Below are 15,975 nucleotides of genomic sequence, written 5' to 3'. Positions count from 1 at the left end.
CGGCGAGCCATCCGACATTCAGGATTCGCGCACGACCTCGGACGGCGACTTGTCGGGCCGAAGGCCACGCCAACGCGGATGCCGCGCCATCCCGCTGCCTGTCCAATCGGCGAGTTCGATCTCGCCCACGAGCTCGGGGCGGACCCAGACCGCATCCCGCACGTCGGCGGCCGGTACCTCTACGAACGGCGACGCGGGCCGCGCGAGCGGCTGCAGGGCTGCGAGCAGTCGGTCGAGGGTGATCTCGCCGAGGCCGGAGCCCACACGACCGACGTACTCGAGACCACCGGGCCCGGGAACTCCGAGCAGCAGCGAGCGGATACGGCCGGTGCGCGTGCCGATGCCGCGCCGGTAGCCGCCGATCACGACCTCTTGGGTGCGGGTCAGCTTCAGCTTCAGCCAATCCGCGGAGCGTGCGCCCGGACGATACCGGGAGTCCGGACGCTTCGCCACGAGGCCCTCGAGGCCGAGGCGGCGACTCTCGCCGAGGGCATCCTCCGGTGTGCCTGTCGCGGGCGCCGGCACCTCGACCGGAACGCCGCGCTTCACGCGCACGAGGCCGGCGAGGCGAGCACGGCGCTCGCGATACGGCTCGTCGACGACCGCGCTCCCGGCGACCTCGAGCACGTCGAAGAGCAGCAGGCGGGCGGGAACGGATGCCGCGACCCGCTCGATCTCGCGAGGCTTCGTCAGGTTCATCCGCTGCTGCAGGCGACCGAAGTCGGGGCGGCCATCGGCGTCCAGCGCGACGATCTCACCGTCGAGCAGCGCGTCGCCGCGCACGACGCTCGGCAGCGACGCGAACTCGGGATAGCGGGCGGTGATGTCGACCCCGTTCCGGCTGAGCAGTCGCACGGCGCCCGCCTCGGTACGCGCGAGCACCCGGATACCGTCCCACTTCCACTCGAGGGCCCACTCCTCACCGGCGAGCATGCCGACCGTGCCGACGGTCGCGAGCATCGGTCGCTCTGCGACGGCATTCGTCGAGCGAGGCGCCGCCGACGACGACGGGCCGGCATCCGCCGGTCGAGTAGCGCCCGCCGAAGACTCTGCATCCGCCGGTCGAGTAGCGCCCGACGAAGGAGGACGCGTATCGAGACCCCCCGACCCGTCACCCGTACTCCCATGGCCCCCGCCCGGCGTCTGGTCCTTCATGCGATGCAGCAGCCACGAGCTCTTCTCACCCTGCCCGTCCGTTCGAATCAGGACCAGCCGTACCCGACCCCCCAGTGGTCCGCCGGGCTGCCCGTCGAGGTCGATGATGATCTCGGCGTCGCGCCATTTCTCGGTGGCGTAGGTGCCGGTGTCCCAGATCGTCATCGAGCCGGCGCCGTATTCCCCCTTGGGAATCGTGCCTTCGAACGTCGCGTACTCCATCGGGTGGTCTTCGGTCTGCACCGCGAGGTGGTTCGTCCCCGAGCTCTCGGGCACGCCCTTCGGCACGGCCCAGCTCTTCAGCACGCCGTCGCGTTCGAGTCGCAGGTCGTAGTGCAGGCGCCTGGCATGATGCTCCTGGATGACGAACGTCGGCGCGCCGTCGCTCGGCGCGCCCCATGCCGACGCGGGCATGGGTTCGGGCGTGACGCCGGTCTTCCGCATCGAGAGATACTCGGCGAGGGGTCCGCCGTGGGAGCGCTCGGTGATCACCCGCATCGGATCACCCGATTCCGCCACGCGTTCGAGCACTTCGGATGCCTCGAGCTGACGAAGGCCCGGGTCCTCGAGCTCCTCCCAGGTGCGCGGTGCCGCGACCGTCGGACGCGGCCGACCGCGCAGCGAGTACGGCGCGATCGTCGTCTTCTTGCCGTTGTTCTGGCTCCAGTCGATGAGCACGCGTCCGGTGCGCAGCGTCTTGCGCATGCTCGAAACGATGAGCTCGGGGTGGTCGGCCTCGAGCGCCCGCGCGAGCTCGTGGGCGACCGCGGACACCTGATCCGAGCTCTGCGAGCCGTCGAGCGCCGCATAGAGGTGGATCCCCTTGCTGCCGCTCGTCACCGGCACCGCCTCGAGGCCCATGCCGCTGAGCAGCGCGCGCACGAGGCGCGCCACCTCGGCGCACTCGACGAGCCCCGTGCCCTCGCCGGGATCGAGGTCGAACACCATGCGATCCGGCTTCGCCGGCTCGCCGCGGGCGTCGAAGCGCCACTGGGGCACGTGGAGTTCGAGTGCCGCCTGCTGGGCCAGCCACACGAGCGTCGCGCGGTCGCCCGCGATCGGGTAGGCCTTGTCGCCGTCGGAGTGATGCTGGATGCCTCGGCGCACCCACTCGGGAGCGTGCTCGGCGAGGTTCTTCTCGAAGAACGCCGGCTCCGGGGCATCCGCCGTGCCGACGCCGTGCACCCACCGCTTGCGGGTCACCGGCCGACCGGCGACGAGCGGCACGCAGACGTCGGCGATCTCCGCGTAGTAGGAGATCACCTCGCCCTTCGTCATGCCCGTCTCGGGATACATGACCTTGTCGAGGTTCGTCAGCCGCAATCGGCGGCCGTCGACCTCGACGAGCTGGCGCGCGCCCTCAGCCATGCCCCCATCATGCCGCACCCGCCTCGGGGGGTATCGCGAGGGCCTCCGGCTGGTGTGTACTTGACCCATGCGAGCCGTCTGGAAGGGGGCGGTCACATTCGGCCTCGTCAATGTGCCCGTCAAGTTGTACAGCGCCACCGAAGATCACGACGTGTCCCTGCATCAGGTGCACGACGAAGATGGCGGGCGCATCCGCTACCAGCGCAAGTGCGAGGTCTGCGGCAAGGTCGTCGACTACAAGAACATCGACAAGGCGTACGACGACGGCGAGCAGACCGTCATCATCACCGACGACGACCTCAAGTCGATGCCCGCGGAACGCAGCCGCGAGATCGAGGTCGTCGAGTTCGTGCCGAGCGAGCAGATCGATCCGATCATGTTCGACCGCAGTTACTACCTCGAGCCCGACTCCGCCTCGTCGAAGGCCTACGTGCTGCTGCGCGAGACGCTCGAGTCGACCGATCGCACCGCGATCGTGCAGATGGCTCTGCGGCAGAAGACCCGGCTCGCAGCGCTGCGCGTGCACGGCGATGTGCTCATGGTGCAGACCCTGCTCTGGAGCGACGAAGTGCGTGCGGCGGAGTTCAAGGCGCTCGACGAGCCGGTGAAGATCTCGGCGAAGGAACTCGATCTCTCCAAGCAGCTCGTCGAGAGTCTCGTCTCCGACTTCGACCCCGAGCAGTATGTCGACGAGTACCAGCAGGAGCTCCGAACGCTCATTCAGGCGAAGCTCGAGCAGGGCGAGGGCCTCGACACCGCGGCGACGTTCGGTGAAGAGCCCGAGGAGGAGGGCGGCGAGGTCATCGACCTCATGGAGGCGCTGCGCCAATCGATCGCGGCGAAGCGCGACGGTGGCGGGAAGACGGCCGACGGCGCCAAGCGCTCCGCATCGGGGGGCGCGAAGAAGAAGACCGGCACGAAGACCGCATCGAAGTCGACCTCGAAAACCGCGTCGAAGTCGACCGAAACGAGGAAGCGCGCGGCCTCCGAATGAACGGATGCCGCGCGCTCGACACGTGCGTGCCCTGCTGAGTCGCGCGCCGTCGAGCGGCACGTGACTCAACGAGTCGTCGACTCAGCCGACGATCACTATTCGGCGGTGCACACCTCGGTGACCTTGACCGCGGCGGCCTGGATGCCCTCGGTCTGAGCTGCCTGGGCCTCGGCATCGATCTCTGCGCCGGCTTCGACATCAGCCTCGGTCGGCAGGGTCGCGGCCCACTCGCTGGCCTCGTCGAGCTTCTCGTCGAGCGCGTCGAGCGCCTCGGAGAGAGCGGAGTCGTCAGCAGCTTCTTCGCCGAGCGCGTCGACGCGCTCGGAGAGCCCGTCGAGGTAGCTCTGCACCTCGGCCGGGTCGCTCGCCGTCAGGATCGCGTTCTGCGCACCGTTGGAGATATCGCGCACCTCGACGCGAACGACCTCGCACGAGTCGGCAGATGCCTCAGCACCGCTGTCGCCGCCTGCGGCACAGCCTGACAGGAGCAGTGCGCCCGCGAAGACGAGCGCCGTGGAAGAGATGATTCGTTGCATGTTTGCTGTCCCCTTGATCGTGTAACTCGGAGAGTCTATCGAGCACCGCCGACACGCGTTCGGACGTGTGTTCGGGGCCGTCAGTCGGAGCGCGCGGCTTCGCCGGCGTGTGCGGCGAGGATGCCGTCGACGATGTCGTCGGGCGCAGTCGCTGCATCCAGTTCTGCGCCGCGCTCGATCTCGGTCAGCGGCTCGAGCGTCGCGAGCTGCGACGGCACGAGGGTCGCAGGCATGAAATGACCGGGCCTGGTCGAGACCCGCTCGAGCAGCGCATCGGCGCTCAGCAGGAGTTGCGCGAAGAAGACGTCGTCGGCGCCACGGCGGATCGCCTCGCGATAGACCGCCTTGAGTGCCGAGCACGCGATGACGACGCCGCCCGACTCGCGCGCCCCGGCGATCTCGTCGGCGATGCGATCGAGCCACGGCCAGCGATCAGCGTCGTCGAGCGGGATGCCGGCCGTCATCTTGGAGACGTTGGAAACCGGATGCAGCGCGTCGGCATCGATGAAGGGCACCGAGAGGCGGTCGGCAAGCAGCGCGCCGATGGTCGACTTGCCGCTGCCGGAGACGCCGCAGACGACGATGAGGGGTGTGCTCGCATCGAGCGGTCTGTCGTGCGTCATGTGCTCCTGCCTCCGGAAGAACCGTCGACGCCGCCCTCAGGCACCGCCACCGGCAAACAACGAAGGCCCCCGCTCGGGCGGAGGCCTTCGTCTCAACGTTCAGATCGCAGTTCGGGGGTTTCAACACCACCCGAGCGCGGAGACGAGGGGATTTGAACCCCTGGTCCCCTTACGGGGACTCCACCTTAGCAGGGTGGTGCACTCGGCCGGACTATGCGACGTCTCCTCGTGAGCGCTTGCACGCACACGCGAGAGCCATCATAACCCGCGAATGCCGCCGATGACGATTCGGCCGGGCTTCGACTACTGGTCGTCGAGCGTACGGCCCGCGGAGCACCGAGTCTCGGCCGCGGTCTGGCCTGCGACATCGCTCGGCAGAGCCTCGACCGTGGGAGTGGGAGCCGACGCGGCAGGGTCGGCAGGCGCTTCAGCGGCGGGGTCTGCGGGAGGCACGATGGCGTTGGGATCGCCGGCCGACGCGAACGCCGACTCCTGAGCCGCAGCGTCGAATGTAACCGGCAGGTCGTTCTGCAGCGCCGTGTTCACGTAATCGGCCGAGCTCGTAGGAGCAACCGCGCCCCCGTCGTCGATGTACGCCGTCGGGTACTGGATGAACGCGATCTTGTTGAGATCCGTGTCTTTCAGCGCTTTGGCGATCGAGATCATTCGCGTCGGATCCATGAGGCCATCGGAGAGCTGCATGTTTGCGAGCGCGGCCTTGGCGATCGAATAGAGCTTGACCGGATCGCCAAGCGTGCCGTTCGACTGCAGCGTGCGCGCGAGCGAGGAGAGGAACACCTGCTGGTTCGAGATGCGCGCAAGGTCGCTGCCGTCGCCGACGCCATGACGAGTGCGGAGGAACTGCAGCGCATCGATGCCGGCGAGCGTATGCGTACCGGCCTCGAGGAACATGCCCGTGTATTCGTCTTCGATGGGCTCCGCCACACAGACGTCGACCCCGCCGACCGCCTCGGAGAGGCCGGCGACCCCCAGGAACTGCACGACCCCGGCGAACGGGATCGTGATGCCGAGCTGGCTCTCGACGGTGGAGACCACGCAGCCGAGGCCACCGTGCGACAGCACCGAGTTGATCTTCACCCCCGACATCTCGGAGAGCATCTCATCGGGAGCCTCGGGGTCGGCGCACTCGGGAACATCGACGAGCATGTCTCGCGGAAAGCTCACCACCGAGGCATTCGAATGGTCTTGTGAAATGTGCAGGAGCATCGTGACGTCGTTGAGCACGGCAGTCTCTTCATCAGGGTCGCCGAACCCCATGCCCTGGCCCTGCCGGCTGTCACTGCCCACGATGAGGATGTTGACGCCGCCCTCCATGGCGCCGACGTCGGGTACGCCCTCGAGCACATCTTCATTGCCGAGCGTGATCGTCGGCTGCACACTCTGGGCCAGGTCCCACGCCGCATAGGCGGCGACGGCTGAGCCGGAGACAAGGGCGACTGCGGCGATGGACGCGGTCACCTTGGCCGCCGTCTTCCACGGAGTGTGCCGCTTCAGCCGACCGTGCCGGACGATCGGAGTCGACGACGCAGCGCGTCGAGCGCTGGAACGAAGCTCTTCTGCCACCGGTGTCCTGTTCTTTCGTCTGAATGTTTCGCGCGGAGGGCGTGGGATTCGAACCCACGAGACATTGCTGCCCACTGGTTTTCAAGACCAGCTCCATCGGCCGCTCGGACAGCCCTCCATGCCCGACGATGCCGCGGTAGACCACGGAACGTGCAGGCAGGCCCCGATTCTAGCCGAAGCAGGTTCCATCCAGCCTCGCAGGCGAGCCTGAAAAGGTGCTGAAGCGGGTGACCGGCGGCGTCACTCCCCGCTTCAGCCGTCGTTCGCCGTGGAACACCGAACATCGTCGCCGTCTTGGCCGGGGACGTCCGGGGGCAGCGGCTCGACCGGCGCCGACGTGGCCGCGGGGTCATCGGGTGCCGGTTCGGCGGGCGGAGGAGCTGCTGGGTCTGGTGCCGTGCCGAACTCGGTGTTCTCGTTCGCCGTCGGGTCGAGCCGCACCGGCACATCGGCCTGAAGTGCCGCGTTCACGAGGGCCGCGGACTCCGCCGGGAGGACCGCCGACTTGTCGTCGTTGTACCCCGTCGGGTACTGGATGAATGCGACCTTCGACAGGTCGATGTCCTGCAGCGCCCTAGCGATCGAGACGAGCCGCGCAGGGTCCTGCATCCCCGACGTCAACTGCATGTTCGACATAACCGCCTTCGCGATCGAGTACAGCTTCACCGGGTCCTGCAATGTGCCACCGGACTTCATGGTGCGCATCAGCGAAGCGAGGAAGATCTGCTGGTTCGAGATCCGCCCGAGGTCACTGCCATCACCCACGCCGTGGCGGGAGCGGAGGAAGGCGAGCGCGTCGTACCCCGAGATACTGTGCGTGCCGGCGTCGAGACGCAGGCCCGAATACTCGTCGTCGATGCGTTCGGCGAGGCACACTTCGACGCCGCCCACCGCCGTCGAGAGCGCGGCCACTCCATCGAACTCGACAATCCCGCCAGCCGGGATCTGGACGCCGGTCAGTGTCTCGATCGTCAACGCCACGCAGTTGAACCCGCCGTGCGCGAGCACGGAGTTGAGCTTCACGCCCGACATCGCCGAGAGCGGCTCGCCCTCGGGGTCTTCGGGGTCGGGACACTCGGGCACCGACACGATCAGGTCGCGGGGAAAGCTCACGACCTCCACGTGCGAGTGGTCCTGTGCGATGTGCAGCAGCATCGTGACGTCGTTGAGCTCGGCCGACTCCACTTCCGGGTCGCCGAACGCCCCACTCGCCGGCCGCTTGTCGCTGCCGACGAGCACGAAACTCAGTCCGCCGTCCATCGCGCCGATGTCTGGGACATCATCGAGCACGGCCTCGTTCTCGAGTTCAAGAGACGGTTTGAACGAGTTCAGCAAGTCGATCGCCGCGAAGGCGGCAACGCCGGCGGCGCTGACCGCGAGCACGGCAACGACGGATGCCGCGAGCTTCAGGTAGGTCGAGACGACGCCCTGCCGCGGCATTCGACCGTGTCGTGGCGCCTCGGTCGGCCCGGTTCCGGTCTGCTCATCCGCACTGCTCACCGAACCCCCTTCGATCCGCCGATTCTACGTCGCGCTCCCGTGCGCTTCACCGGAACACGGCGGCCCGATGCGTCACGGCAGCGTGTCGAGCACCGCCGCGAGCCCCGCCTCATCGACGGAACCGCCCACCTCGAGCGCGGCTTCGCGCACCTCGTCGGGAGCCTGGCCCATTGCAACGGCCCTGCCGGCGGCGCCGGCCCAGGCGAACATCTCGAGGTCGTTGCGCCCGTCGCCGGCCGCGAGCACGCGTTCGATCGGAAGGTCGAGCCAGCCTCGCACCCGCTCGAGCGCGGTCGCCTTGTTGACGCCGTCGGGCGCGATGTCGAGCCATGCCGTCCAGCCGATGGCGTAGCTGACGTGGTGCAGGCCCATCTGGTCGACGATGCCGAAGAACTCGTCGAGGCCGTGCTCGAGACTCGTGACGACGACGCGTGTGGCCCGCTGGTCGAGCAGCTCTTCGAACAGCACCTCGCGGGCGTTGTCGAGGTTCCACTCGGACATGCCCTCGGTGTACAGGCGGTAGCCGTCGGGCAGTTCGACCATGAACTTGCCCGCCGGCAGGAACGATCGGATGCGTTCGAGCACCGGGGTCGGGTCGAAGGTCTCGACGTGCCGGCGCATGTAGCCGTCGGATGCCGCGTCATCTCGCTGCATGGTGATGGCACCGTTGGCGCACACCACGTATTCGGGCGTGAGCCCGAGCTGCTGCAGCACCGGCGCCGTCGTGGCCCAGGAGCGGCCGGTGGCGAGCGTGACGACGTGACCGCGATCGCGAGCGGCCGCGACGGCGTCGGCGACGACCTGGTCGATCGAGCCGTCTTCGTGCATGATCGTGCCGTCGACGTCGAGCGCGACGAACCACGGGTCATCGGTCGCCGCCGGTCGAGTCGGCGCCCCGGCGCCGAACCGAGACCCCGTCAAGTGGTCTCGATACGCGCCTTCGCCGCTACTCGACCGACGGGGCACTCGACTGCTCATGCGACCGGCTCGAGCACTTCGAGGCCGCCGAGGTACCCCCGAAGCGCTTCGGGCACCACGACCGATCCGTCGGCCTGCTGGTGCGTCTCGAGAATGGCGACGAGCCATCGCGTCGTCGCGAGCGTGCCGTTGAGCGTCGCGACGGGAGCGGTCTTGCCGCTCTCGGTGCGGTGCCGGATGTCGAGGCGACGCGCCTGGAACGTGGTGCAGTTCGACGTGGACGTGAGTTCGCGGTAGGCGTTCTGCGTGGGCACCCAGGCCTCGACGTCGTATTTGCGCGCGGCGCTCGAGCCGAGGTCGCCGGCGGCCGTGTCGATGACACGGTACGACAGGCCGAGGTCTTGGAGCATTCCCTCTTGCCAGCCGAGCAGCCGCTCGTGCTCGGCCGCGGCATCGGCCGGGTCGATGTAGGTGAACATCTCGAGCTTGTTGAACTGGTGCACCCGGATGATGCCCCGGGTGTCTTTGCCGTGGCTGCCGGCTTCGCTGCGGTAGCAGGTCGACCAGCCCGCGTAGCGGATCGGTCCGTTCGACACGTCGATGATCTCGTCGGCGTGGTAGCCGGCGAGCGCGACCTCGCTCGTGCCGGTGAGGTAGAGCTCCTGCTCGGGCAGGTAGTAGACCTCGTCGGAGTGCGCGCCGAGGAATCCGGTGCCCTGCATGATCTCGGGCCGCACGAGCGTCGGGGTGATGAGCGGAGTGAACCCGGCCGCGAGCGCCCGGTCGAGCCCCATGTTCATGAGCGCGAGTTCGAGGCGGGCGCCGATGCCCTTCAAGTAGTGGAAGCGCGCGCCCGAGACCTTCGCCCCGCGCTGCATGTCGATGGCGTCGAGCAGCTCGCCGATCTCGAGGTGGTCGCGCGGTTCGAAGTCGAACGCCGGAATCTCGCCGACCTCGCGCAGCACGACGAAGTCGTCTTCGCCGCCGGCCGGAACACCGTCGATGACGATGTTGCCGAGCCGCTGCACGGCGAGCGTGAACTCCGACTCGGCCTCGCCCGAAGCCTGGCTCGCGGCCTTCACCCGGGCGGCGAGCTCCTGCGCCTCGGCGACGAGCGCGGCCTTGGCCTCTTTCGGCGCCTGGGCGACCTGCTTGCCGAAGGCGTTCTGCTCGGCGCGCAGGGCCTCGAACACCGTGATCGCGGTACGTCGCGCAGCGTCGGCCTCGACGGCCGTGTCGACGAGCGCCACGGACTCGCCGCGGAGCTCTTGCGAACGCTTGATGAGGTCGGGGTTCTCGCGAAGCAGCACGGGGTCGATCACCCGAGCAAGTCTAGCCGGGGCATCCGACGACCCCATGGGCGCTCGCGCGCGTGCACTCGGTTTCCAGCCGCGATGCAATACCGTGGGCTGCGTGACGGCAGACGAGCAGGTGACGACGGATGCCGCGGAGCGGCGCTCACGTGCAGCCGTGATCTTCAATCCGACGAAGCAGGGCGTCGAAGCGTTGCGGGCCGCCATCGAAGTCGCCGAGCAACGCCAGGACTTCGCCCCGTCGCTCTGGATCGAGACCACCGAAGACGACCCCGGCAAGGGCATGGCGCGCGAGGCCCTCGACGCCGGCGTCGATCTCGTGATCGCAGCCGGCGGCGACGGCACGGTGCGCTCGGTCGCGGCATCGTTGCGCGACAGCGGCATGCCGCTCGGGCTCGTGCCGCTCGGCACGGGCAACCTGTTCGCACGCAACCTCGACATCCCGGTGAACGATCAGGCCGACGCCGTCGTGGTCGCGTTCTCCGGCATGGACCGTGCCGTCGACGTCATCGTGGCCGACATCACCCGCGAAGACGGCAGCGACGAGACCCACGTGTCGCTCGTGATGAGCGGCATCGGCATCGACGCGGCGATGATCTCCAATACGAACGACGACCTGAAGAAGCGGGTCGGCTGGCTGGCCTACGTCGATGCCGGCCTCCGGGCGATCCCCGCCTCGAAGCCCTACCGGGTGACCCATCGGGTCGACCTGGGGCGCCACCACCGGTCGAAGGTGTCGAGCATCCTCGTCGCGAACCTCGGCTACCTGCCCGGCAACATCGAGCTGATCCCCGACGCCGAGATCGACGACGGCCGACTCGACGTGGCGGTGCTGCAGCCGCGCAACCTGCTCGGCTGGCTGTTGATCTGGCGAAAGGTCACCTGGGAGAACCGGGTGCTGCGCAAGTCGGCGCTCGGGCGACAGTTCCTCGATCTCACCGGCGGCAACAAGCGCCGTGAGATCGTCTACCTTCGTGGGCGCTCCGTCGAGCTTCAGATCGAGGGAGCCGCCGAGGAGTTCGAGATCGACGGCGACGAGTTCGGCCTCGTCACCTCCGCACGATTCACGATCGATCCGGCCGCGCTGATCGTGCGCGTGCCGCGCTGACGCCCCGCTGACGCGCCCCTCAGCGCGAAGGGCGTTCCCGGCGGCTCGCGGACGCGATCACGAGGACGCCGAGCACGGACGAGACGCCGGCGACCACGGCGAGCGCGGGCACCGAGCGCGCGATCTCGATGAATCGCATCTGCGAGATCTGTTCCTCGGACGGCTCGCCCGACCAGTTCATCCCCTCGTTGCCGTGCATGGTCACCCCGAGCGCCCACTGGATGGCGAGCATGCTGAGCATGGCGAGCACCACCAGCACGATCGCGGCCGGGTTCGTCACGAGTCGCCGGATCATGCGCCCGCCTCGGCGTCGCGCGCGACCGCGTCGCCCGCGTCCCTCCGACGGCGCACACGTGCATGCCTGAGGCCGCTCCACACGAGCATGACGACGAGCCCGAGCAGCCCGACCTGCATGAGGGGAGGCGCGATGAGCCATGCGGCGGTCTGCAGCAGGAGGTCGGCCTCGTTGCTCGGACCGTAGTAGTTCTGGCCGGAGATGCCGGCCCAGTACAGGGCGGCGCCGAAGACGACGGCCGCCGCCGAGATCGCCCACGCCGCCAGGAAGTACGGGTCGGCTCGCGGCACCGCCTCGGGCTCGACGTCGCCGAACCAGTCCGCCGACCGGGGTTGGCGGCCGTCTTGGACCGCGGCGCCGGCGCCGTCCTCGGATGCGATGGGCGACGCACTCGGCATCGGCTCGATCCGCGGCGCGACGATCGTCTCGGGCACCGCCGTCGGCGGATCGGGAACTCGGACCACCGTCGGCGGTCTCGCCGCCGCGGCATCCGTCTCGCCCGACGCGTCGCCCGGGTACCCGCGCTGGAAGCGCGGGTCGAACCGCGGATCGATGCCTGCCGTTGCGCCGTCGCTCACGTCTGCTCCTCGGTTCGGGGCGACCCGTCAGGCGTCGTCGGGCTCGCCGCTCAGCAGGCCGCGAAGCCAGTCGCGGGCCTCGATGAAGATGCCGTCATCGTACTTCGAGTGGTACGAGACCTCCCGCTGGTCGGCACGCGGATACGAGCCGAGGAAGATCACCTTCGGGCTCGTGCGGCGCAGGCCGAGCAGGGCGTCGGCGACGCGCTCGTCGGCGACGTGTCCGTCGAAGTCGACGACGAATCGGTAGCGCCCGAGGGCGTCGCCGATCGGCCGGGACTGGATGAGCGAGAGGTTCACGCCGCGGGTCGAGAACTGCTCGAGCATCGCGAGCAGCGCACCCGGCTCATCGTCGGGCAGTTCGACGATGATGCTCGTCTTGTCGGCGCCGGTCGGCTCGGGAAGCACCCGCGAGCGGCCGACGAGCACGAATCGGGTGACCGCGTTGGCGTTGTCGCCGATGTCGCGGGCGAGCACGTCGACGTCGAGGTGGTCGGTGATGCCGGGAGGGGCGACGGCTGCGTCGGCCTGGCTGCCTTCGAACAGGGATGCCGCGGCGGCGACGTTGCTCGTCGCCGGGATGTGCCCGTGGTCGGGCAGCTCGCGTTCGAGCCAGCCGCGCGACTGCGCGTACGCGACGGGGTGGGCGTTGACGACCCGCACCTCGGCGAGCACGGTGCCCGGCCGGGCGACGAGCACGAAGTTCACCGGCACGAGGTACTCGCCGAGGATACGGAGCCCGGGCACGGTGGCGAGCGCGTCCTGCGTCGCCGAAACACCGCCGTCGACCGAGTTCTCGATCGCGATCATCGCGGCGATCGAACGGCCCTTCGTGACATCCGCGAGCGCCTCGCCGACGTTGTTCACGGCCCGCCAGTGCTTGCCGGATGCCGCGGGCACCTGCTTCAGCGCCGCTTCGGTGAAGGTGCCGGCCGGCCCCAGGTAGGAGTAGGTCTCCTCGGGCGGTGTGGGCGCGGCATCCGTCATGCAGGCCAGCCTAGCCATCGCGCCCAGGCCGAGCGGCTAGCGTCGACACCGTGCGAAACCCCGCAGCGTGAGGAGGGGCCGATGACCACGATCGACGAACGCCGGGCCGTGCCGACCGACGCCGAGCGGCTCGTGGCGCTTCGGCGCATGAAGCGCGTCGCCACGGGGTTGCTCGCCGTCGCCGCGGTCGTGTTCGCCGTGTCGTTCGCGCTGCAGGACCAGGTGCCGTGGCTCGGCTACGTGCGCGCTGCCGCCGAGGGCGCGATGGTCGGCGCGATCGCGGACTGGTTCGCCGTGACGGCACTGTTCCGGCACCCGCTCGGCATCCCGATCCCGCACACCGCGATCATCCCGAACCGCAAGGACGAGATCGGCGCGAGCCTGGGCGCGTTCGTCGAGCACGAGTTCCTCTCCGACGACGTCGTGCTCGGCAAGCTGCGTTCGATCGGCATCTCCCGCCGGCTCGGCGGCTGGCTCGCGACACCGGCCAATGCAGAACGACTGACCGCTGAGGCATCCGTCGCCGCCCGCGGCGTGCTCACCCTGCTCGGCGACGACGACGTCGAGGACGTGATCGAGCGACTCGCCCGGCGTCACCTGTTCGAGCCCGAGTGGGCACCGGCGATCGGCCGGGTCGGGGCCCGGCTCGTGGCCGCCGACCAGCAGCGCGCCGCCGTCGACGTCGTGCTCGAGAAGGCCGAGGCGTGGCTCGAGGGGCATCCGGAGGCGTTCGGCAACATGGTCTCCGACCGCTTGCCGCGGTGGCTGCCCGGCTTCGTCGATCGCATCGTCGACGACCGCGCCTACCGCGAGGTGCTCGCGTTCGTGCGCGCGGTGCGTACCGATTCGGAGCATCCGCTGCGCATCGCGATCGACCGCTATCTCGCCGAACTCGCCGAGGGCCTGCAGCACGATCCGACGATGATCGCCCGGGTCGAGTCGCTCAAGGCCGAACTGCTCGAGAGCCCGCGTGTGCGCGAGTTCGCCGGAGAGGCGTGGGCGTCCGTGAAGGCGAGTCTCGAGGAGGCGCTCGCCGATCCGACGAGCGAACTCCGCGCAGGTCTCACTGCCGCCGTCGTCGAGGTGGGCGCGCGGCTCGAGGCCGACGAGGGCCTCGCCGCGAAGGTCGACACCTGGGTGACGGATGCCGCGGCCTACGTCGTGCGCAACTACCGGCACGAGATCGCGGGTGTCATCACCGAGACCGTCGAACGGTGGGATCCGCGGGAGACGACCGAGAAGATCGAGCTGCAGGTGGGCCGCGACCTGCAGTTCATCCGCATCAACGGCACCGTCGTCGGCGCACTCGCGGGCCTCGCCATCTTCACGATCGCAACGGCGGTGCACGCACTCGTGTGAGTCGCGCCGCGGTGCCAGACTGGGTGGCATGCACGAGCGAGCAGGCACCCCGGCGACCGCATCCGACCTCATCGATGTGGAGGCCCTCGTCCGGGCGTACTACGAGCAGCATCCGGATGCCTCGGAGCCGGCGCAGCGCGTCGCGTTCGGCACCTCGGGGCACCGCGGGTCGGCGCTCACGGCGAGCTTCAACGAAGACCACATCCTCGCGATCACGCAGGCGATCGTCGAGTACCGCACCGCGCAGGGCATCACCGGCCCGCTCTTCATCGGCGCCGACACGCACGCGCTGTCCGCTCCCGCGCAGACGACGGCCCTCGACGTGCTCGTCGCCAACCGGGTGCGCGTGCTCGTCGACGAGTTCGACGACTACGTGCCGACGCCCGCGCTCTCGCACGCGATCCTGAAGTGGAACAACGACCCGGCGAAGCGCGCCGAGGGCGAGGCCGACGGCATCGTCATCACCCCGTCGCACAACCCGCCTCACGACGGCGGCTTCAAGTACAACCCGCCGCACGGCGGCCCTGCCGACTCGGATGCCACGAAGTGGATCGCCGACCGCGCCAACGAGCTCATCGCCGGCGGGCTCCGCGACGTCAAGCAGGCCGAGCCGAGCGGTGTCGAGACCTACGACTTCCGCGGCAACTACGTCGCCGACCTCGCGAACATCATCGACTTCGACGCAATCCGCACCTCGGGCATCCGCATCGGTGCCGACCCGCTCGGCGGGGCATCCGTCTCGTACTGGGGCGCGATCCGCGACGCGTACGACCTCGACCTCACCGTCGTGAACGAGCGCGTCGACCCGGCGTGGTCGTTCATGACGCTCGACTGGGACGGCAAGATCCGCATGGACCCGTCGTCGCCGAGCGCCATGGCGTCGGTGCTCGAGCACGCGGGCGACTTCGACATCCTCACGGGCAACGACGCCGACGCCGACCGGCACGGCATCGTCACGCCCGACGGCGGCCTCATGAACCCCAACCACTACCTCGCGGTGGCGATCGAGTACCTCTTCGGGCACCGGCCGAACTGGCGAGCGGATGCCGCGATCGGCAAGACCCTCGTCTCGAGCTCGATGATCGACCGGGTCGCCGCCTCGCTCGGCCGCCGGCTCTGGGAGGTGCCGGTCGGCTTCAAGTGGTTCGTGCCCGGCCTCGTCGACGGCTCCGTCGGCTTCGGCGGCGAAGAGAGCGCCGGCGCCTCGTTCCTGCGCTTCGACGGCACGGTCTGGACCACCGACAAGGACGGCATCCTGCTCTGCCTCCTCGCGTCCGAGATCCGCGCGGTCACCGGCAAGTCGCCGTCGGCCCTCTACGCGGAGCTCGTCGAGCGCTTCGGCGACCCGTCCTACGAGCGCACGGATGCCGCGGCATCCGCTGCCCAGAAGGCGGCGCTCGGCAAGCTCGACGGCGACGCGATCTCGGCGACCGAGCTCGCGGGCGAGCCGATCACGGCGAAGCTCTCGCACGCGCCGGGCAACGACGCGGCGATCGGCGGCGTGAAGGTCGAGACGGCCGATGCGTGGTTCGCGGCGCGGCCGAGCGGCACCGAAGACGTGTACAAGATCTACGCCGAGTCATTCAAGGGGCCGGAGCATCTTGCAGAGGTGCAGGCTGCGGCCAAAGAGATCGTCGACGCGGCACTCGCCGGCTGA

The 15,975-nt window shown here is 69.1% G+C and carries 14 protein-coding genes and 2 tRNA genes; 4 read left to right on the top strand and 12 right to left on the bottom strand.

Annotated elements, in window-relative coordinates:
• Window positions 1-18: 18 nt before the first annotated feature.
• Window positions 19-2,523 carry an ATP-dependent DNA ligase gene (locus AC6CH0_RS06395; RefSeq protein WP_498098971.1) on the bottom strand — a complete coding sequence of 835 codons (2,505 nt, stop codon included), beginning with the start codon at window positions 2,521-2,523 and terminating at the stop codon, window positions 19-21.
• A 67-nt stretch (window positions 2,524-2,590) separates the two neighbouring features.
• On the opposite strand from AC6CH0_RS06395, the gene ku reads away from it, so the two are divergent.
• Window positions 2,591-3,517 (top strand): non-homologous end joining protein Ku, encoded by a 927-nt coding sequence (gene ku, locus AC6CH0_RS06390; RefSeq protein WP_498098970.1) that lies wholly within the window; start codon window positions 2,591-2,593, stop codon window positions 3,515-3,517.
• Window positions 3,518-3,612: 95 nt separating this feature from the next.
• On the opposite strand, the gene AC6CH0_RS06385 is transcribed toward ku, so the two are convergent.
• The 8 genes from AC6CH0_RS06385 to serS form a co-directional block, all read right to left on the bottom strand.
• Entirely contained in the window at window positions 3,613-4,053 is a 441-nt protein-coding gene (locus tag AC6CH0_RS06385) for a hypothetical protein (protein WP_498098969.1), read from the bottom strand.
• 80 nt (window positions 4,054-4,133) lie between these two features.
• Window positions 4,134-4,676: a gluconokinase gene (locus AC6CH0_RS06380; RefSeq protein WP_498098968.1), complete on the bottom strand. Its 543-nt coding sequence runs from the start codon at window positions 4,674-4,676 to the stop codon at window positions 4,134-4,136.
• A 137-nt stretch (window positions 4,677-4,813) separates the two neighbouring features.
• Window positions 4,814-4,902: transfer RNA gene (locus AC6CH0_RS06375), tRNA-Ser, on the bottom strand.
• A 77-nt stretch (window positions 4,903-4,979) separates the two neighbouring features.
• The gene (locus AC6CH0_RS06370) at window positions 4,980-6,155 is read right to left on the bottom strand and encodes an LCP family protein (protein ID WP_498098967.1); all 1,176 of its coding nucleotides are present in this window, start codon (window positions 6,153-6,155) and stop codon (window positions 4,980-4,982) included.
• 138 nt (window positions 6,156-6,293) lie between these two features.
• Window positions 6,294-6,378: transfer RNA gene (locus tag AC6CH0_RS06365), tRNA-Ser, on the bottom strand.
• Between the two features lie 134 nt (window positions 6,379-6,512).
• Entirely contained in the window at window positions 6,513-7,760 is a 1,248-nt protein-coding gene (locus tag AC6CH0_RS06360; protein WP_498098966.1) for an LCP family protein, read from the bottom strand.
• Between the two features lie 72 nt (window positions 7,761-7,832).
• Window positions 7,833-8,681 carry an HAD family hydrolase gene (locus tag AC6CH0_RS06355; protein ID WP_498098965.1) on the bottom strand — a complete coding sequence of 283 codons (849 nt, stop codon included), beginning with the start codon at window positions 8,679-8,681 and terminating at the stop codon, window positions 7,833-7,835.
• A gap of 53 nt (window positions 8,682-8,734) precedes the next feature.
• The gene (serS, locus tag AC6CH0_RS06350) at window positions 8,735-10,000 is read right to left on the bottom strand and encodes a serine--tRNA ligase (RefSeq protein ID WP_498098964.1); all 1,266 of its coding nucleotides are present in this window, start codon (window positions 9,998-10,000) and stop codon (window positions 8,735-8,737) included.
• A 91-nt stretch (window positions 10,001-10,091) separates the two neighbouring features.
• Between serS and AC6CH0_RS06345 the strand changes: the two genes are divergently transcribed.
• Window positions 10,092-11,099, top strand: a complete 1,008-nt coding sequence (locus AC6CH0_RS06345; protein ID WP_498098963.1) for a diacylglycerol/lipid kinase family protein — start codon at window positions 10,092-10,094, stop codon at window positions 11,097-11,099.
• 19 nt (window positions 11,100-11,118) lie between these two features.
• Here AC6CH0_RS06345 and AC6CH0_RS06340 read toward each other — a convergent pair whose 3' ends face one another.
• Genes AC6CH0_RS06340 through pheA form a run of 3 tightly spaced genes read right to left on the bottom strand, consistent with a single transcriptional unit; the run spans window position 11,119 to window position 12,959 of the window.
• Window positions 11,119-11,394 carry a hypothetical protein gene (locus AC6CH0_RS06340; protein ID WP_498098962.1) on the bottom strand — a complete coding sequence of 92 codons (276 nt, stop codon included), beginning with the start codon at window positions 11,392-11,394 and terminating at the stop codon, window positions 11,119-11,121.
• A complete protein-coding gene (locus AC6CH0_RS06335; RefSeq protein WP_498098961.1) occupies window positions 11,391-11,972 on the bottom strand; it encodes a hypothetical protein in 582 nt (193 codons plus the stop codon). The genes AC6CH0_RS06340 and AC6CH0_RS06335 overlap by 4 nt, the downstream gene beginning before the upstream one ends.
• 27 nt (window positions 11,973-11,999) lie before the next feature.
• A complete protein-coding gene (gene pheA, locus AC6CH0_RS06330) occupies window positions 12,000-12,959 on the bottom strand; it encodes a prephenate dehydratase (protein ID WP_498098960.1) in 960 nt (319 codons plus the stop codon).
• Between the two features lie 81 nt (window positions 12,960-13,040).
• Between pheA and AC6CH0_RS06325 the strand changes: the two genes are divergently transcribed.
• Both AC6CH0_RS06325 and pgm read left to right on the top strand, forming a co-directional pair.
• Complete coding sequence (locus tag AC6CH0_RS06325; protein ID WP_498098959.1) at window positions 13,041-14,318, top strand: DUF445 domain-containing protein; 1,278 nt, start codon at window positions 13,041-13,043, stop codon at window positions 14,316-14,318.
• Between the two features lie 28 nt (window positions 14,319-14,346).
• The gene (pgm, locus tag AC6CH0_RS06320) at window positions 14,347-15,975 is read left to right on the top strand and encodes a phosphoglucomutase (alpha-D-glucose-1,6-bisphosphate-dependent) (protein WP_498098958.1); all 1,629 of its coding nucleotides are present in this window, start codon (window positions 14,347-14,349) and stop codon (window positions 15,973-15,975) included.

This window comes from Agromyces sp. GQ35, assembly GCF_059758475.1.
Note: the sequence above shows the minus strand (reverse complement) of the source record. Positions and strands in the feature narration are given on the sequence as shown.